Raw genomic sequence first — 18944 nt, forward strand, 5'->3', positions numbered from 1 at the left:
ACATGCCCCGGATACTCCGGCCGCAACCGGATGCACGAGCCATCGTTCAGCCATAACCGGCCGCGTTTCGGCTGGCGCTGCGGCACCTTCAGCCCCTCGCGTCGCCAGATCCGTTCCACCCGTTTATGGTTCACCGACCAACCCGCCGCATGCAGCAGCGCCGTCACCCGGCGATAGCCGTAGCGCCCGTACTGCCTGGCAAGGGCGATGATATCCTCGGTGAGCGCCAACTCGTCATCTGCCCCGAACGGCACCTTGCGCTGCGTCGACCGGTGCTGGCCGAGCACGCGGCACACCCGCCGCTCGGATACATCCAGCACCTCCCGGACCTGGTCGATGCAGCGCCGACGCCGTGCGGGGCTCAGAAGTTTCCCTTGGCTGCCTCCTGCAGGATGAGCTTGTCCAGCGTCAGATCCGAGATCGCCCGGCGCAGCCGCAGGTTCTCCTTTTCCAGATCCTTCATCCGCCGAGCCTGATCGGTCTTCAGGCCACCATATTCCTTGCGCCAGCGGTAGCAGGTCTGCTCGCTGACCGCGATGCGCCGACAGGCCTCGGCGGTCGTGCCGCCCTGACCCAGCATGATCTCAACCTCACGTAGCTTCCCGATAATCTCCTCGGGCTTGTGCTTCTTCGCAGGCATTCGTCGTCCCTTCCTTGGTCCAGACTGTAATAGTCGATGGACCACTCAGAAGGGGGCAGCTCAGTAGTGGTCCCGGGCGCAGCCGCCTTGTTGATGGCTATTGCTATGCCAGCATATGAGGGCATCACCGATCCGCTCGAACGGATCTGGCGGAGCGCTGTGGCATTTGCCGTGTTTGGCGCTTACCCTCCAGCCTTTATCATCGGGCTCCCGGCGTTCTTCATGTTACGCCGACACGTCAATGCGACAATCATCAACTGCGCTGCGACTGGTGCAGTGGTCGCCGCTCTTCCCTGGCTCGTGCTCGCGTTAATAAGTCGACCGGATAATGCGAGCATTGATGGACGATCAACCGTCATCGACGGATCTTTGACTGCTTACGGATGGCTGATGAACTTCTACTACGTCGGCCAAATTGCCCTATTAGGCGCTATTGCAGGCGCGCTGTTTTGGTTCATTGCTGCGGCTGGCAGCCGAACCGGCAAGGTAGAACAGATATGATTGTGCGGAAGGAAAGAGGCTGCACGCTCTACCGCACAGCCTCTTGACCTGAGAACTCCCATGTGAGGGATCTCGGCCGCCTAATCGGGCGCACCAAGGGTGGCATGAACACGAAGCTTCACGCCGTCACCGACGCAAACGGCCGACCTCTCAGCTTCTTCATGACCGCTGGCCAGGTCAGCGACTACACCGGTGCGGCAGCGCTACTGGACGATCTGCCAAAAGCGCGCTGGCTCCTGGGCGACCGGGGCTATGACGCCGACTGGTTTAGGGATGCTTTGCAGGCGAAGGGTATCGAACCGTGCATCCCAGGTCGGAAATCTCGACACCAGCCCGTCAAATACGACAAGCGCCGCTACAGACGCCGCAGCCGTATTGAGATCATGTTCGGGCGCCTGAAGGACTGGCGCCGCGTCGCCACCCGCTACGATCGATGTCCGACGGTCTTCTTCTCCGCCATCGCCCTCGCAGCCACCGTCATCTTCTGGCTCTGATCAGTGAGTCCTGACCCTAGCGGGAAAGGCGAAGGTGCCAGCGTATAGCGCGAGATCCCAACGGTCCTGAAGCGGACGATCGGCAAAGCTTTCCATGCTGGTGCCGTCGATGCCTTGTTCCAGCACCTGATAAAACGCGAACCTGCTGCGCTCGCGAGCGCGCGCCTTATCGATGAATGCGATCGGTGGAGGATCTAGCCCGACCGACTTCGGCCCCTTTCCGTCCCCGGTCATGGCGTGGCAGCTCGCGCAGTTCTGGTTGAACAGCGCTTGCCCGCGCGGGTAATTGGGGGCGACGGCCGGGGCGAGCGGCACAGGATACGCGGCGATGAGATCAGCAGCGAGGCTGCGTGCGGCGGTTCCTACCGCTTCGGCGGGGGCCTTGGCCGCGATCAGCCGCTCCAGTGCAGTAGCCCGGCGCGCCAAATCGGCCTTGGCAGACGAGGATGCCAAGCTGGTTATCCGCTCGCGTGCCGAGGCGGAGAACTCCGTCATTTCAGCATATTCGGTCGGACTGACGATCTGGCCGCCCTTCACCGCTTCGGGATAGTCCACTGCGACGTAATCGAGCAGCCGCCATGCCGTTTGCACCGGGGCGGTCGTCTGGGCGCTGGCCGGCGAAACCAGCATGATCGCAACGAACATTGCAATAAGCGCACCGACCCAGCCATGGCGACTAAGTAGCATTAGCAGGTTATCGGCGAACTTCGCACTGCAAGACCGCGATACAGGAGCGATGGCTGGCCCGTTCGCGGCGACCCGGTTAAGGTTCATCGATCGCCTCTTATGCCGTCTAACAGGGCGACTACATTTCAAATAATGTTGAACCATTGGGCTGACCATGGATGAGAATCAAGCGCTGACAGCGTTCGCCGCCATCTCGAATGCGACCCGGCTGCGCATTGTTCGGCTGCTGGTCGTAGCAGGCGCAGACGGCCGCTCTGCTGGCGCGATCGGCGAGGAGCTGGGCGGCACGCCGCCCTCGCGCCTGTCCTTTCACCTTAGCCAGCTTGAACAGGCTGGTTTGGTGGTGAGCCGTCGCGAGGGACGGTCGATCATCTACAGCGCGATTTTCCCGGCGCTGTCGGACCTGGTGGCCTTCCTCATGCACGATTGCTGCGAAGGCCATTGCCTCGTCTGCGATCAGGCGATCGAGCTATTTGCGAAATGTACAGGACGGCCCACCCCGGCCGCCCGGGTGGTCCAGCGTGCTTGAGGGCAATCACGCGCGCTCTAGTCGGCGGCTTCCGCGTGCCATCCCAAACATGGCGATGCTGGCGACAGGACTATCGGCCGATTGACGGTCGCGGATCGCCCGAAGATCGGCGGTTAGCTGCGTTTGACCGATGTCTATCAGTACGTACCCGGCTTGCTCCACGTCGGAGAACCGTATGTGGCCGTTGTTGGCTAGAGCGTCGCCGAAGCGCCCCTTGGGGGGTGAGGCCGCGGCTAGCGCGGACGTGACGATTTCGCCTGCGACCGGGCGCCCGCCGCTGTCGTTCAGGTCGTTGACCCAAAAGGAATGCACATCGCCGCTCAGGACAAGTGGGCTCGTGACGGTGGATCGTGACAGGCCCTGCAGGACACGGCTTCGGTTCGCCGTATAGCCGTCCCATTGATCACTGAACGTTGCTCTGCCTGCGCTATCAAGAGCAAGCGGCGCGAAGAAAACTTGCTGTCCGATCAGCGTCCACGGACGATGCTCGCTGGCGAGCCGCTGGTCGAGCCAGCGTTCCTGTGTTGCCCCCATGATCGTCCCCGTCGATGCCGCGGCCTCCGCACATCCGTCTAGCCGGACGTTGCGCGCTATGCCGGCAGGAGCGCAGGGTGACGGACTGCGGTACTGGCGCGTATCCAACACGGAAAGTGACGCAAGGTCGCCCCAATCGACGGCTCGATAGAGCCGGGGCGTACTGGCACCGTGCCATATGCTCGGCCGGATCGGCATATGCTCGAAGTATGCCTGGTAAGCAGCGGCACGTCGCGTCGCGAACATGGCAGCGGGTTCGCCGGTCCGATTGGCAAGATTTGCATAGTCGTTGAGGACTTCGTGGTCGTCCCACGTCACTACCCACGGGCAGGCGCGATGGGCGGCCTGTAGATCGGGGTCCGTCTTGTAGAGCGCATGCCGCTGCCGGTACCCGCCAAGGTCCAGCGGCTCCGACGTGCCAAACGAGCGGACCTTTGCCTGATCGGGATAAGTTTGCTCGTAGATGTAGTCGCCAAGCTGGAGCACTAGGTCGGGCTGCTGCGCAATCATGTCGCGGTAGGCTCCGAAGCGAGCCTGCTCCCAATGTTGGCACGACGTTACCGCTATCCGCAGCCGAGCGGACGTTTGCGGTACGGTCGTCGTCCTGCCGATGGGGCTCGTCGCCCCGAGCGCGTGAAAGCGATACCAGAAGGCACGACCAGACGGCAGCCCACCGACCTCGACATGGACGCTGTGGGCGGCTTCCGGCCGTGCGGGTAGGACGCCGCGGCGGACGATCGTTCGAAAGCCGCGATCAGCAGCGACCTCGTACCGCACCGAGACGGCCTTTGCATCGAGCGGAGCAAGGCCGCGCCCGATCAACCGCGTCCATAGGACAAATCCGTCGCCCGACGGATCGCCGCTGGCGACGCCAAGTCCGAACGGATCAATATCGGTGCGTGCATGAGCATCGATGGGCGTCGATGGCATGATGGCTAGCGATGCCATTGCCATCATGACAGCGCGGCGATGCCAGGTTGGGTGCAGCGTCTCGAGCATAAATCCTGAGTACGCCCCTGGCGTGACCTGCTGATGACGAATCGCCATATTGTCACGAAAGTGTCGCCGCTTCGCAACGCTGTCGCCATCAGAGGTCCCTAGCGGCGTCATTTCAAGACTTGGTGAAAAGTCTGCTAAAATCCCAGGGGGAATAGATGATTTCGAAGACGCTCCTGCTGAGCTCCGTCAGCGCCTTGCTGTTGGCCGCCGGCACGGCCCAGGCACAATCCGGTGCTCTACCAGAACGCCCGGCTGCCACAGCGTCTGAAGGCGCCAGCGCACCAGATGCCTCGGAAGACCAGGGAGAAATTGTCGTCTATGGCTCTGGCCGTGTGAGGCAGGAGCAGACTGTCACCAAGGCAGCTATCGACATTCTTCCTCCCGGCAGTTCGCCCCTGAAGGCGGTTTCACGGTTGCCGGGTGTGGCGCTGCAAAGCTCCGATCCGTTTGGCAGCTACGAGCTGGGCACGCGATTGTCAGTGCGCGGCTTCAATCAGAGCCAGATGGGCTACACGTTAGACGGCGTGCCGCTTGGGGACATGTTCTACAACGGCCACAACGGCTTGCACGTCAGCCGCGCAATTGCGGCGGAGAACATCGCGCGGGTAGACGTGTCGCAGGGTGCCGGCTCACTTGCGATTGCTTCGACTAGCAACCTAGGCGGCAATCTCGAATTCGTATCGCGCGCGCCTTCCGAAACGATCGGCGGCGAGATCGCCGGCACCTACGGCATGTACGACACTGTGCATCTCTACGGCCGGATCGATAGCGGCCTGCTTTCCACTGGCACGCTAATCTCGGTGTCAGGCGTCTATCACGATGCTGACAAGTGGAAGGGGTTTGGCAAGCAGACCGATCGCAAGATCAATGGCAAGGTCGTCCAGCGGATCGGCGACGCCACGCTGACCGGGTGGCTGAACTACTCGCTGCATAAGGAGCGGAACTACGCCGATCTCTCACCGGCGACGCTCGACCGCATCGGCTACGATCTCGACTTCCTTCGGCCGGACTTCGACACGGCAGTCCTGCTGTCGCAAGTCAGTGCCAATCAAACGGCTGCGGCCGCCAGACGAGCGTTACCATTCCCCACGGCCGGCGTGGTCTTCCCCTCGCCCTATACCAATGTAAACGACACCTATTACGACAGCGGTGGCTTTCGTAAGGACTGGCTGGGCGCACTGACGCTCAACGTGCCGGTGGCAGACTGGCTCGATCTCGGCGCAACATACTATCACCACTACGATCGCGGCAGCGGCGGCATTTACACGCCGGCGGTGTTCAGCCCAGATGGCTTCCCGCTGTCGGTCCGAACAACCGAATACGGCATCAACCGGGATGGCGGCATAGCGCGTGCGACTGCTCGCCTGGGCGCGCATACGTTTCAGATCGGCTACTGGCACGAAGACAATGATGCAACGACCGACCGTAGCTATTACGCGGTAAGTCAAACAAATCGGCCTGACGTGACCGATCTGCTGAAGAGCCCGTTCCGCAGCGACTTCCTCACCGATCTCACCACGGTTACCAATCAGTTTTTCGTCAGCGACAGTTGGCAACTTAGCGATGCCCTGACGATCGCGGGTGGCTTCAAGGGCGCTCGGGTCGAGAACGGCATCACAACGACCTTCGGCACTCCGTTCATCAACGGGAAGATCGCCGCGAAAGACTGGTTCCAGCCGCAGATCGGCGCGACCTGGCGCGTTGGACGGCAGGAGTTCTTCGCCAATTATGCAGAGAACATGCGCGCCTATATCAGCTCGTTCCGCGGCCCCTTCGGCACTACGCAGGTCGGATTCGAGGCTATCCGCGGCGTGTTGAAACCGGAGACATCGCGAACGGTCGAGGGCGGCTGGCGTTTCAATGCTGGTCCGCTGCGCGGTGTACTGGCTGTCTACGACGTAAAATTCGAGAATCGGCTGCTCGCGGCATTCAGCGGCGCCAACATTCTTGGAAATCCGAGCGTTCTTCAGAACGTCGGTAGCGTGACCAGCCGGGGCGTTGAAGTCGCAGCGACGTACCGAGTGATGCCCCGCCTGTCGCTGATCGGTTCTTACTCGTACAACGACAGCACTTACGACGACGATACCGTAAACGGAACGGCCACCGTGCGCACCAAGGGCGTTCGAACGGTGGATACGCCAGCTCATCTGGCAAAGGGCGAGATCAACTACGACGACGGCAGTCTGTTTGGTAATCTGGCGGGAGGGTACACTTCGCGGCGGAACGTTACCTACACCGGCGACGTCACGGTTGATGGCTATGTCCTGGTCGATGCCGCGCTCGGCTATCGCTTCCCCGCAGATGGGCCGCTTGCCGGCCTAGAGCTCCAGATCAACGCCGCAAACCTTCTCGACAAGAGATACATTGCGGCACTTGGATCGGGGCAATTTTTCAACACCGCAGCATCGCTCAACAACACCCTGCAAGCAGGATCGCCACGTCAGGTATTTGGGACGATACGGAAGCGGTTCTAAGGTATGCGAGGCGGCCGGCACCATAGGGCTGACTTGTCCGGGTGCCGGTCCGACTCTCGCCCTCTACGATTCACGTGGGCCGGTTCCCGCTTCCGTTGCGTACGTGGGATTTGGGAATGTGATGGCTTTCCCGAAATACCATCCCATGCGAGACGGGATCGCTACGCGTTGGGGTGTCATTCCGCCCCCAACCGGACCCAGCCACCAGCGGCGCATTTTTCAACAGCCCCGGTCGTTTTTCTGATTACTTTGTAGCGTGCCACAAGCCTGATGGACGCCTTTCCCGGAACGGCCTCCTCACAGGTCATTTTGGTTGCGGCAACTCGTCGGCAAGTTTTGGGGCTGCCGCTATATACTCATGCGTGGGCGGGCCTTAATAGCGCGCCGCTTCCTCGCCTATCGAGAAAGCGGCGCCAGTCTCCGCCTGTTTAATCTTTCAACGACGGCTCAATTTGGAGCGTCAGCAGTAGCAGGTAACACCGACCGTCACGTTGTTCGGTGCCCAAGCCGTCAGCGGGGTGAAATACATGTTAGTGACAGGGCCGGGCGTCGGATTTCCCCCGTCACGTCCGTGAACCTGTCCGAGCGCAATCGACCCGGTGAAGACCGGGCCACCACTATCGCCTTCAAGGCTCTGCCGCGGATAGGTCGAGTTACTGTTCATTCTATAGAAGGCACCGTAACTATCCGTATAGGTGTATGGGTCGGTGTAACCGCATGTCTGACCTGTCGATCGGCCATACTTGCAAATATACTGCCCTTGCGCGACACCTTGCGCTCCAGTGACGGTAACGACCCCAGCACCGTTATAGAACTTCGGAACAACCAGATAGTTGTTTCCGCCGGAGAATGTGTGCCACTGGCTATCCACGCCGTTTGACACCCATTCTTGGCGAAATGCGAGTGAAACCCCGGTGGTTTCATCCCTGCCATTATTCTCGCAGTGGCCTGCGGTCGTCACGCCATAGAGCGAGCCGTTGGTTTGTTTGACGTTAAAGCCTCGCGTACATTCATTGATGTCGCCGTTAGAGAACGTGCCGCGATAGTTCTGGCCGCCCGGAACCTCCGTTGCCGTGAGAGCAATGCCGTCGAATTGCTCTATCTGCGTTCCAGGCGCCGCACGAAATCGTCCGCCAACAATCGCCGCGAGGGCGGAAGTGGGATCTTTCACCAATAATTTGATTTGCCCCGTTCGCGCATTGGTGGCGATCGTAGCGTTTGAGCCGAGCGATGAGAGATATCCCCGCGCCTGCGCCCCTATCTCAGACTCTCATACTGGTGCAGTGCGAACATCGAGAACGCTGGCGAGTTCACCTTTGCCGGCGAACTGACGTGCGGCGTTACCGATCGCTTCGAGGTCCGCAGCTACACCATAGATAGCAACACGGAAGTCGGATCCCGTAGTCGCTTCGGCCCCAGCGAAGCCTTTGGGAAAACGTGCCGAGAGCGCGGGCGCCAGACGCCCCAACTCTCCCATGATCCGCAAACGTCGCGACGCCTCTGCAACAGTAAGGCCCTCCGTCTTCGAGAGCTGTTTGGCAGTCGCATCGTCAGGATCGTTGAACGGTTCGTCAAACGTTGCAAGTCGAATGGTTTTCGTGTTCGATACGGCATGCGCTGCCGAAATCGCGACCGAGGCGAGGACGCAGGCTGCGCCAAGCCGAAAAGCACGCTTCTTCATCACCCTTCTCCTTCAACATAGCTACTGGTTACGTACGGACCTCCACATGCTTGGAGCTGCTGATATGCCTCTGGATCGCCTTGCAGGAACTCGATCGACCCATCACCGCCGCGGATCGTAACCTGCATTCCACTTTTGAAGAGGCGGCCATCGGGTGCCTTCACTGCCTTCGGGGTGCTGTCCCACACATGACCATGAGGCCAGATCAGCGTCCGCTTTGATCCAGAAACCATAAGGTAGGTACAGTTGCCGCGGTACGACAGCCGGCCATTTAAATGTTCCGGGATCACGATATCGGTAGGTGGAGATGCCGCTACGTACGGCGCTACAGCTGAGCATGCAGAAAGTTGAATGCAGCCGGTAAATACAAACAATCCCTTGAGAGCCACGGATCGTATGATAAAGCGAAACGGCATCTCTTATCGCTCCACCTGAGCGATATCACGCGAGACGACTCTGCTAAACGATACCCTCACCGGGTCGTTTGAAATAATGCTGTATGTTGGACTTTTGTCTGGCGTCAAGCCGCTTGCGCGCAAAGCTTTGTTGACTGGTTCGCCAGCGATCCGATTTAACACTTGCGGCAAGTTTGAGCTGCTAAGGCCCGAAAGCTCACCCTTGATTTCGCATCCGGCTGATCGACAATCTACGGAAATTTGCGTGGGAGCGCCAGCCGAGGCAAATACTTCTCTGATCTTGCCTTCGGTACCCGGTGCCCATGCGAGATCGCGGCTTTGGCTGTGAAGGGAACGCCGGACCCGTTCCGGATCGCCTGAAATATCGAATGCGCTACTCTTCTCCTCTGTGGTATCGGCCACGCGTGAGGAGATAGCGCTGGGGGTCAGGGAAGGCAATGCAGAGGAGCCGGTGACCACCTGGACCTCGCCGCGCTTATCGCTATAGGATCCAGATTGACGAAGAACCAGGGAACTGACAACGCCAAGCGCCGCCAAGGCAATAGCCAAAACGCCTAGTAGCCGAGGTGACTTGCGCCTTTCCATCACCGCAGGCTCCGATTAGCTTTGATATTAATTCCAGGCTTTAACATGCGATGTGTACAGCACGTTTGCTTCAAATTGATGTCACAGCAGTTGAAGATCGCTGAAAAAGGCCTTGGTGGAGGTTGACCCGATTTGGTTTACACCAAGCTCGCCGAGCTCCGAAAGCTGCTGCATGGTGGCCTCGACCCGGTGCGGACCCGTGAACTCACCGACGAGATGAGGGCGGCAGGGTTGCCGCTGTGATGGCGCCAAACCGGCATCCTGCGTCAGCGTATCAGCATTGTGCGTCCGTCTCACCGATCGTGCGCTGCGTCTCACGCAATGTGCGTCGAGCAACGCCATCCGTCTCAACTAATCTGCGCCGAAAACTCCCCTCTATTGCGCGTTTGGTCGAGCATCATTGCAGGCCGCTATAGATAGCGTTCTGCCAGCGTGCCTCCGAGGGAAAGGGCGTCATCCCATAGCCGGCTGACATTGCCGGAAGAGACGGCAGGAGTATCGGTATAGCTGAAATGGTCGCGAATGGGCACGCGTCGGAGTTCACGCAGAACGTCTTCCCGGTCGCATCCGGCGAAGCAGGTCACTAGAATTCCGCGATTGCCCTGGCGGATCGACAGGCTTGGGGTGCTGTCGGAATGCGCCGGGCAAAGGCACATGGCGGTTCTGCCGTGCCATGTGCCGCCAAGTGCGCCAACAAGATCGATGAGTTGCTGCGAAGGTCGTTCGGCTGTGAGGGCCATGATCGGCTCCTTTCACAACCTCGGCCCCCCTCCCCTTCTCCACGAACACCGTTTTAGAGGTTATCGGAGAAGCAAGACGGAACAGATCGCGCGATGGGTCGTGCGAGACGCGACTCTTTTCATGTCTCGAAAGCAGTTGTTGGAGCGAATAGTCCCGGCTCGAGCCGAATCGCCGTGGACTGAGAGGTTCCATCTCTGACGCTGTGCCCGCCAATCATCTTTGAGATGATTCGCGTTGCTGTGAATGCCCGTTGTCTGAGCTTCAAAGTCGGACAAGACTTGAGGATAAGTCCTCAAGCGGCGCGTGCTGGCGAGTGACTCATCTTGATTTTCGTCCGGGTTTATAGGCGAAATGATACACACGCGGATGGTCCGGGACTCGGGGGCAATAAGAGGGCTTGTCCCTGCGCACGCCGGGTCAGGTCACCCTATTTGACTAACCACCCTGCATTTGGCATATCTGTCCGGGATTAGGGGCCATTATGCGGTGCTTTTCACGAACCGTGGCCGGTTTGGGTTCAAAAAGGGGACATGCCCATGCTGTCGGGTCAGATTCTCGATGCGATGATTACCTCGTGCGAGAATGCCAAGACCGTGCTGCGACAGGCGGCCATTGATCCATCCGATCGCAAAACGCTGAACATTTCAATGGGGGCGACAGTCGCCGCTGAATTGCTCGGCCGAACGCCGGAAGCGCTTTCCAAGGCTGAGGCGCGCGGACGCTTGCCCGCCCCCAAGACGGCCACCAACGGACGCCGATTCTACACGGTCGAAGATTTGATCGCCATTCGCGAGAAGCTCGGCATCAAGATGGGTAAATTGCCCTCCGAGCGCGCGGTCGTCATCGCCGTGCAGAACTTCAAGGGCGGCGTCAGCAAATCGACGACGGGCAAGCATCTTGCAGATTACCTTGCGCTGCGGGGATATCGCGTTCTTGTTGTCGATTGCGATCCCCAGGCGTCGATGAGTGTTATGTTCGACGTCAATCTAGAGGCATTGGTGGACGAGACGCACACGCTCTCGAACTTCCTCTCCCCCAGAATCGACGAAGCCGATTCGCTGCGAAAGACGATCCAAAAGACCGCGTGGCCGAATATCGATATCTGCCCCGCCAACCTGGGCCTCCAGGACACCGAGTGGGAACTGACAGCAACCATCGAGGAGGGCCCTACCGCCATTGCCGGCGCGTTCCGCATGCTGAGAATTGGCCTGGAAGAGGTCCGGCACGACTATGACGTCGTTATCCTCGATCCTCCCCCTGCCATGGGCTTTTTGGGCGTGAACACGTTGACGGCCGCGGACGGCTTGCTGATCCCCGTGCCGGCTCGGCAACTCGATTATCTTTCGACAATCCACTTCATGCAGACCTGTCGCGAAGCGATGGACCTCGTCTCGAAGTTCGACACTTCGATCGACTACGGGTTCATTCGCGTCGTCTGCACCATGTTCCAGCCCAACAGGACCAACGAGGCTCAAATGCTTCAGGTCATGGAGAAGACCTACGCTGGCCAGATGCTGTCGACGCCGATACTCCTGTCGGAAGAGATCAAGAATGCCGGGTTGTCGATGTCGTCGATCTACGAAATCAACAAACCATATGGGTCGCACCAGACGTACACGCGGTGCCGTGACAACCTCAACATGGTGTTTCGCGAGATCGAAAAGGATATTTGCAAGCAGTGGCCGTCGCGTATGGCGCAGGTCGGCACCGACAGACTGACGGAGGCGGCATGAGCAGCGCAGGGGGCCGGCGTCGCAGCCTACTGGCGAATGCCATCGAAAGCATCGGCACGACCCCTGCCCCCACGTCCGTGGCCGAAGTCGCGGATGCCGAGGCGCTGGTCGATCGCGATAAGCCGGTCGACGAACCTTCGACGCCCTCATTCCTGGAGCGGCGTGGTATTGCGTTCGATGAAATCGCCCGCACGGTCAAACGTCCGACTATCCGTCTGAAGCCCTCGGAATGCTCCATCTGGCCGGGCAATGCTCGCGATCATGCGGCGCTGAGCCACGAACGCTGTGCCTCGCTCATTGATTCCATCCGCGAGGAGGGGACGAACCGCGAGCCGGTTGTGGTGCGGCGGACGCCGAACGCCGAGACCCCCTACGAGTTGATCGTCGGCACCCGCCGGCATTTCTCGGTTTCCTGGCTGAATGCCAACAACCATAGCGAAATCGAGCTCGTAGCGCGTATCGAGACGCTCGATGACGAGGCCGCTTTCCGGCTCGCCGATTTGGAAAATCGAGAGCGCGAGGACGTCACCGATTTGGAGCGTGCGCGCAATTACAGGCACGCTGTCGACGCATATTACAACGGGGTTCGCACGCAGATGGCCGATCGCTTGGCCATCGCCAAGCAGAACCTCCACAACCTCCTCCAGCTCGCGGAGTTGCCGGACGAGGTCGTGGCAGCGTTCGCCGAGCCCGGAGACCTCAAGGTCCGACACGGCATGCGGCTCTCGCCCCTGCTGAAGAACGAACAGCACCGCGACGCGATCATCGCCGCAGCTATAGCCCTCGGTGCCGAGCAACAGGCGCTGAAGGACGCTGGAAGCGACAAGATTGAGGGTATCAAGGTCTGTGAGCGCCTGGCCGCAGCCGCAGTGGCTCCCGCGGCGTCGAAGAAGCCTGTACCCCGTGCCAAGCCGGCCCTCACCGCCGCCTCGGGTCGCGAGATCGGACAGGTTCTTGCTGATACACGGGCCAAGGGAATTACGATCAACATCAACCCCAAGGGCACAGCGTCGGTCGACGAGATCCTCGAAGCGCTCCGCCCTGCCCTTGAGAGTGCGAAGTTCAGTCGAAATTGAGTAAAATCTAGTTTAACGCTTTATTTTCAATTAGTTGGCTCCCGGTAAAATGCGTTTTACCGATGCCACGGGACACGAGATGCAACAGGATCACCGCGAAGACGGTCAAGTAGACCTCTTTCTCCCTCAGCTGACTGCGCTTCCTCTTCGGGATCAGCGCGAAACGATGGAGCGGCCCTTTTTCTCGCTGTCGAAGCGCAAGCGACTCAAGCCGATCGACTATGTCAGTCCGGATCGTAAGATCACCGTCCATGTCTCCGCTAATTCGGAATATGGTCTGGCGACTATCTACGACCTCGACATACTGATTTACTGCGCGTCAGTTTTGATCGAGCACAAGCGGCGAGGTGCCAACGACATCCCGCAGACGCTCCACGTCGTCCCATACGACATGCTGAAGACTCTGAAGCGCGAGGTTGGTGGACGCGCTTACGATCTTCTGGGCAATGCCCTCGACAGGCTCCAATCGACCACGGTGAAGACGAACATCCGCTCAGGAGATGCCGTCGAGACCACCTTCTCCTGGATCGACAGTCACAGCCAGCTTAAGGATCGGTCCGGAAACGTGCGGGGAATGAGAATTACCCTCGCGAAATGGTTCTACGACGGGGTGTTGATGGACGGCGGCGTGCTCGCCATCGATCCGGCTTATTTCTCGCTCACAGGCGGGCGCGAACGCTGGCTCTATCGGGTCGCGCGCAAACATGCGGGTGGGGCCGGAAGCGACGGTTTCGCCATCTCGATGCCAACGCTCTTCGAGAAATCCGGCGCGGAAGGCGATTATCGGCGCTTCAAGTTCGAGATGACCAAGATCGCTCGGGAGAACGATCTGCCAGGCTACTCCCTGGACATCGAACAGCGTGACGATGCCGAACCGCTGCTGCGCATGACCAGGCGCGATCGCGAGCCGTCCGAGGAGGGCAAGCCCTCCCCTGCCCTCGCCCAAGCCTCGCCTGCGGCCGTCAAGGAAAAGGCGCCCGAGGAACCGGCTATCTCCTTCCCCTCGAGCGGGCATATCTCGCATTCGGCATTCGGTGCGATCGCCCGCGCCAACCTGCCCAGCCCCCAACGCGACCACGGTCTCGTTGGAGACGATTTCCGGAACTTCCTCCGGCAGCGCGAGATAGCGTTCGACGCGAAGAACATCACACAGATATTCGCGACCTTTTGCGCGAAGCAGCGTCCGGTCAACTGATCGACGCCGTAGGCGCAATCCGCCAAAACGGTCTTTCAGGAACAGGGTCGAGAATGGCTCGCGCGCGCACGTCAACTTATCCGTGTGGACCGTTCCCGAAGTAACGAGCCGGGCCCCGGACCCGTCTGTATGGCGCCCCATCAAATGTGCGTGGGCTGCGAAGATCCAACCACGCGCGATCCTTTGCCAGCCTTCTTCTCGGATGAGCTTTGCCGGGCACAGCTGCGCCAGCGGGAGGATCGCCCGTTCCACCTCTCCAGGCAGCCGTCACGGTACTTAGAGAACGGCGCTTATAGGGTGGGATTTGTGATCAGATTGCCCGGATCTGATAGCTGAATCACTGACCGGCTGACGCCGGTAGGATCAAGCGGTGGGGCTGAAGCCGTCCTTGTGGGTATGTCGGTCGAGGTAACGCATGATGATGTCATCGGTGATGTTGCCGGATGTGGTCGAGAAGTAGCCGCGCTGCCAGAAGCGTTGGCCCCAATATCGTTTGCGGATGTGCTCGAATTCCTGTTGGATCTTGCGGGATGAGCGCCCCTTGGCCCGGCGCACGAAGTCGCTGACCGAGACGTGCGGCGGGATTTCGACGAACATGTGTACGTGGTCCTTCGACAGCGCGCCGTTGATGATCTTCACGCCCATCTCGGCACAGACCTGACGGATGATCTCGCGCACCCGTAGCCGAACATCGCCGATCAGCACCTTGTACCGATACTTCGGCGCCCAAACGAGATGGTAGCGATGATGGAATGTGGTGTGACAACCGGACCGATACGCCATAGCCTGTAACCTCGGGAAAAGCGGAAGCTTCACGCCTTCGGCGGCTTCCGCTTTTCCCGAGGTTACAGGCTAGCACGCGAGTCTGTGGCTGAAGCCAGTATCCGACTGAAGTCGGAGGGGTTCCTCCTTGCTAGAGGACTCTAAAGGTCAAACTGTCGACGCTCCAAAGAGGCTGGGGAGGGGAGGGGGAGTCATCCTCGCTGCTTCGATGCCGTTCCTGAAATACCGTGAATGCTTCGACTGCAAACGCCTCCGGGAGCGCTAGACATCCACAATCGGCGCCCATCGCCTGGCCAAGCCCCGTTCTCAATGTACCGTCGAGATCACTGGCCGGCTCCCGAGAAACCTCGAAACTTCGCGGTCCAGGCAGCCGAGCGGGATGCGCTCAAGGCAACAAAACGTCGAGATCATCGCCGTTTTAGGTCAGTTCCGCAGGGTCCCGTTCCTAAAAGACCGTCAATGATTCGCCCAAGGACTCGGGAGGGCCGCGGAAATGCCGCTCGACTCCTCCGAACACAGGGCGGCCTCGCCTGACGCCTATAGTTCGACAACGAGCGCTGCCGGGTGTAACATGCCTGAAAGGCACGGAAAACAGCCACTTTGCGGACGAGTAAAACGCGTTTTACTCCCTTGGAGACGTCCTGTGGCCCGCGCCGTGCCCACGGTATTTCAGGAACGGGGCACGGTACATGAGGAACCGAATCACGGTTCAATGGGAACGCCCCGCAGGGTATTTCAGGAACGGCCAAACGGTATAATGGGAACGGCGCTGAACTCCCGACTCGCGCTGAATCGGCGAGTCGCGAAAGATCCATCCACAGCTTAACTTTTTATCCTATTCTCTAAAGAGATTAACACGCCTGCGGCGCTCCCTTCTTTTGAAGAATTGATTGGGAAGAAGGGGAAGGGACGATCGCCGCGCACTAAGCACGTCGTCCACCCAAAAAGCTCCGTCGCGTGCGTCGCCTCACACACCCGACCGCAGATCGACGTCGATTATCGCGGCGCCTAGACTCCTTGCAAGCCAGCCATCGCGGAGCACCTCACTACGCTCAGGTCGCCGAGGGCACCGTGACAGGAGCCATTTTCCAAGACCCGAACGAAGTCCGACCTGCACTGAGCGCCGCCAGCAGCCCGCACAGCGTGTTTCCGCTCTCGGCTATCCCCACGGCAAGCAAAGCGCCCAGAAGGCCGCTGTGGGGCCTTCCTGCCAAGCCTGATCACGAGAAGCATGCCGTTGTGGGTCAGAGAACCCGTGGACTGGACATTGCAGCTACCGCCTTCAACTATCGATAGACGATAGCCGCCGACTGCAGAGCTCGTGTTTCACCACTGGGACAAGGGGAACGAGACCGCGCTCGCCGGCAAATCAGTTCTTGCTGCATCCAGCGCTATGAATTGCGAACAGGGGAGGGGAGGCAGCTACCCCTTTGGTGAAAGGTTTGCCGGCGCACCTCGGTAGAGAGGCCCCGGCCAGCCGACGACATTCCAATCGTTCGACAGAAGGATGCTCCGGTTGATAGACCGGTTCATCAGACCGGGCGGCAAGCGAAAGATCCTCCTGCGGACTGTCGTTCACAAACTCTCGGCGCGATGCTGGAGAAGCTTGTCGATGTTCTCCATCTCGCGATCGAAGGCATCGAAGACCTCCGACAGCTCGCGGCTCGCTGGCGGGGGAGGGACCACGTTGCGCGGCCGTCCACGCTTGGGCGCTGCAAAGCCAAACTCGATGGCAAGGTCCGTGCTCAGGAACACGCGCCAGGTCCGCCGCTGGGTGATCTCCACGAGCAAGCCGCAGTCGACGGCACGGCCCAGCAGTTTGCTCGCGCCGGCAACGCTCATGCTGAGCAGCTCCGCCAGCGACTGAGGCGAGAGCAGTGGCCGGTGATGGAGGAGGGCCGCGAGCCCCGGGAGGTGGCCAGGTCGATATTCCGCGACGATCGCATGCTGGGCCGCGCGATGGAGCTTTTCCAGCTCGTGCAACCGTGCGAGGTTTGCGGTGGCGCTTGCCTCAAGGCTGCGCATGGCCGCATACCAGTCCTCGTCTCCGACAGTTCGCTTCAGCCTAAACGCCTTCACGCCGCCCACGAGGCAGGGCAGGGGAGTGGTCACCATCCCCTTGTCGCGCAGAGCGAAGGGCAGCGAGAGCCAGGGCAGGGCGGTGCTGTCGAGACGCGCATGCTGGCGGACCCGATCGAGCGCGCGGATCAGCGGCGAATGGTCCGCGGCTATCTCGATCTCGCCGATCGCGGTCGGAAGCGCGTCGCGCCAGGCGAGGGGGTCGGGATCGCGCAGCGCCGCTTCCCAGGCGGGAAAGCCATCGAACAGGTCGAGGTTGGTCGACCGCAGCGGCCGGCCGGGGATTTGCAGCCCGCAGCCCCAGGAAAATACGTCAATTTCGTCGATCTCGGCCGATTGCAGTTGCAGGGCCCGGGTGTAGCCACTCCAGGCGGCGCGGCGTGCCCAGGCCGATGCCACCGAACTAACGCAAAACCGGGCATCGAGACGCGTAATGGCGGCCGTGCAGGAGGCGATCGCGGAGACCATCTTCGCGCTGTAGGCGGGGCCGTAGCGGCTGTTCGAGAGAGGCGCGTCCACGCCGTCTTTTAACCCAGAGCTGCTCTCAGTCAAATTGGCTCGTATGCGTAGTCGTGATAATGGGAGATTATCACGACCCTATTATTATGAGAAGGACCGGGCTATGTCTCGCCGTCATGGCGAAAACGGCCCTCACCCGCAGGCAAAGCACGCCGCCCGCCGGCGCCGACGACGTCGTGGGCGAGGTCCGCGCGCTGGCTATCGACAAGGCGGCGGTCGATCCGCAGGTCATCGCGGCCGCGGCGCGGGCCTGGTCGCCGAACACGATCCGCGCGTTCCTTTCCGACATGAAGCTCTGGGATGCTTGGTGCCGGCGCACCCGAGTGCGGGCAGGGGAGGCGACCGCCGAGACCGTCGCGGCCTATGTCCGCGCGCTGTCGGGTCAGGATCATGATGAGGCGACGCGGGCGACGCCGCAGAGGGCGGCCGCGACGATCGCGCGCTATCTCGTCAATATCGGCTGGGCCTATCGCATGGCGGGGCTGGACGATCCGACCGCAGCCCCGCTCGTGCAGCTCGAGCACAAGGCGGCGCGCAAGCTTCTCGGCACCCGCCAGACGCAGGCGCGGGGTATCCGCTACAAGGGCGATGTCAGCGATCTCGACGCGCCGGCGAGCGGCGTGAGCCTCGCGGTCCTCCTCAAGGCCACGCGCCGCGATCTCCTGGGCGCGCGCGATCGCGCGCTACTGCAGGTCAACTATGATACCGGCTGCCGGCGCTCCGAACTCGCGGCGATGCGTATCGAGCATATCGACGGGCCCGACGTCGACGGGGCAGGGGTGGTCGAGATCGGCCGCAGCAAGACCGATCAGGAAGGGCAGGGGGCTCTCGCCTATCTCTCGCCCGCGACCATGCGCGCGATCGCTGAATGGTGCGACAAGGCCGGGATTGCGCGCGGGGCCCTGTTCCGGCGCGTCGAAACCTGGTTCGATGGCTCGATCCGCGGTGTGGGAGAGGAGGCGCTCAACCCCGGCACGATCACGCTCATCTACAAGCGGTTGATCCGCCAGGCATTCGACAAGAAACTGCTGGGGGCGATGAGCGAGGCCGAGCTCGAGCGCTGGGTCGCGGCCGTGTCGAGCCATTCGATCCGGGTTGGCGTGGCGCAAGACAATTTTGCGGCAGGAGAGAGCCTGCCCGCCATCATGCAGGCCTATCGCTGGCGCGATCCCAAGACGGTCATGCGCTATGGCGCGAAGCTGGCGGCCAAGAGCGGAGCGAGTGCGCGTCTCGCGAAGCGTTTCGGCGGTGAATGACAGGTTTTAGCTGTCCGCGTTT

At 60.8% G+C, this 18944-nt stretch carries 14 protein-coding genes and 3 pseudogenes; 8 read left to right on the forward strand and 9 right to left on the reverse strand.

Annotated features, from left to right (window positions below):
* A pseudogene (locus MF609_RS19270) lies at positions 1-640 on the reverse strand (IS3 family transposase); the annotation flags it as partial.
* A gap of 36 nt (positions 641-676) precedes the next feature.
* Between MF609_RS19270 and MF609_RS19275 the strand changes: the two are divergent.
* Together MF609_RS19275 and MF609_RS19280 are read left to right on the forward strand one after the other, a co-directional pair.
* Complete coding sequence (locus tag MF609_RS19275) at positions 677-1141, forward strand: hypothetical protein (RefSeq protein WP_242417700.1); 465 nt, start codon at positions 677-679, stop codon at positions 1139-1141.
* A 74-nt stretch (positions 1142-1215) separates the two neighbouring features.
* A pseudogene (locus MF609_RS19280) lies at positions 1216-1635 on the forward strand (IS5 family transposase); the annotation flags it as partial.
* Here MF609_RS19280 and MF609_RS19285 read toward each other — a convergent pair.
* Positions 1636-2409, reverse strand: coding sequence for a c-type cytochrome (locus MF609_RS19285; RefSeq protein ID WP_242417701.1), 774 nt, complete (start codon positions 2407-2409; stop codon positions 1636-1638).
* 67 nt (positions 2410-2476) lie between these two features.
* On the opposite strand from MF609_RS19285, the gene MF609_RS19290 reads away from it, so the two are divergent.
* Entirely contained in the window at positions 2477-2851 is a 375-nt protein-coding gene (locus tag MF609_RS19290) for an ArsR/SmtB family transcription factor (RefSeq protein ID WP_066760075.1), read from the forward strand.
* Between the two features lie 6 nt (positions 2852-2857).
* Here the strand turns inward: MF609_RS19290 and MF609_RS19295 are convergent, their stop codons facing one another.
* Positions 2858-4384, reverse strand: coding sequence for an alkaline phosphatase D family protein (locus MF609_RS19295; protein WP_242417702.1), 1527 nt, complete (start codon positions 4382-4384; stop codon positions 2858-2860).
* A gap of 155 nt (positions 4385-4539) precedes the next feature.
* Between MF609_RS19295 and MF609_RS19300 the strand changes: the two genes are divergently transcribed.
* Positions 4540-6858, forward strand: a complete 2319-nt coding sequence (locus tag MF609_RS19300; RefSeq protein ID WP_082731070.1) for a TonB-dependent receptor — start codon at positions 4540-4542, stop codon at positions 6856-6858.
* A gap of 460 nt (positions 6859-7318) precedes the next feature.
* On the opposite strand, the gene MF609_RS19305 is transcribed toward MF609_RS19300, so the two are convergent.
* From MF609_RS19305 to MF609_RS19320, 4 genes and pseudogenes are all read right to left on the reverse strand, one after another.
* Positions 7319-8032 (reverse strand): S1 family peptidase, encoded by a 714-nt coding sequence (locus tag MF609_RS19305; protein WP_125962617.1) that lies wholly within the window; start codon positions 8030-8032, stop codon positions 7319-7321.
* Positions 8033-8128: 96 nt separating this feature from the next.
* Positions 8129-8539, reverse strand: coding sequence for a hypothetical protein (locus tag MF609_RS19310; RefSeq protein WP_037447418.1), 411 nt, complete (start codon positions 8537-8539; stop codon positions 8129-8131).
* Between the two features lie 419 nt (positions 8540-8958).
* On the reverse strand, positions 8959-9357 hold the full coding sequence (locus MF609_RS19315) for a hypothetical protein (protein WP_125985081.1): 399 nt from the start codon (positions 9355-9357) through the stop codon (positions 8959-8961).
* A 596-nt stretch (positions 9358-9953) separates the two neighbouring features.
* Positions 9954-10280, reverse strand: a pseudogene (locus MF609_RS19320) (DUF7146 domain-containing protein); the annotation flags it as partial.
* Between the two features lie 537 nt (positions 10281-10817).
* On the opposite strand from MF609_RS19320, the gene MF609_RS19325 reads away from it, so the two are divergent.
* The 3 genes from MF609_RS19325 (at position 10818) to MF609_RS19335 (ending at position 14285) form a co-directional block, all read left to right on the forward strand.
* Positions 10818-12014 carry an AAA family ATPase gene (locus MF609_RS19325; protein ID WP_029623213.1) on the forward strand — a complete coding sequence of 399 codons (1197 nt, stop codon included), beginning with the start codon at positions 10818-10820 and terminating at the stop codon, positions 12012-12014.
* Positions 12011-13090: a ParB/RepB/Spo0J family partition protein gene (locus MF609_RS19330; RefSeq protein ID WP_010408848.1), complete on the forward strand. Its 1080-nt coding sequence runs from the start codon at positions 12011-12013 to the stop codon at positions 13088-13090. The genes MF609_RS19325 and MF609_RS19330 overlap by 4 nt, the downstream gene beginning before the upstream one ends.
* A 79-nt stretch (positions 13091-13169) precedes the next feature.
* Complete coding sequence (locus tag MF609_RS19335) at positions 13170-14285, forward strand: replication initiator protein A (RefSeq protein WP_029623214.1); 1116 nt, start codon at positions 13170-13172, stop codon at positions 14283-14285.
* 363 nt (positions 14286-14648) lie between these two features.
* On the opposite strand, the gene tnpA is transcribed toward MF609_RS19335, so the two are convergent.
* Together tnpA and MF609_RS19345 are read right to left on the reverse strand one after the other, a co-directional pair.
* Complete coding sequence (gene tnpA / locus MF609_RS19340) at positions 14649-15068, reverse strand: IS200/IS605 family transposase (RefSeq protein ID WP_010408862.1); 420 nt, start codon at positions 15066-15068, stop codon at positions 14649-14651.
* A gap of 1575 nt (positions 15069-16643) precedes the next feature.
* The gene (locus MF609_RS19345; RefSeq protein WP_242417703.1) at positions 16644-17666 is read right to left on the reverse strand and encodes a hypothetical protein; all 1023 of its coding nucleotides are present in this window, start codon (positions 17664-17666) and stop codon (positions 16644-16646) included.
* Between the two features lie 116 nt (positions 17667-17782).
* Here MF609_RS19345 and MF609_RS19350 point away from each other — a divergent pair, with 116 nt between their 5' ends.
* Entirely contained in the window at positions 17783-18922 is a 1140-nt protein-coding gene (locus MF609_RS19350; protein ID WP_010408866.1) for a tyrosine-type recombinase/integrase, read from the forward strand.
* The last annotated feature ends 22 nt before the right edge of the window (positions 18923-18944 follow it).

This window comes from Sphingomonas panni (genome assembly GCF_022664435.1).
In the GTDB taxonomy this organism is placed as follows: domain Bacteria; phylum Pseudomonadota; class Alphaproteobacteria; order Sphingomonadales; family Sphingomonadaceae; genus Sphingomonas; species Sphingomonas panni.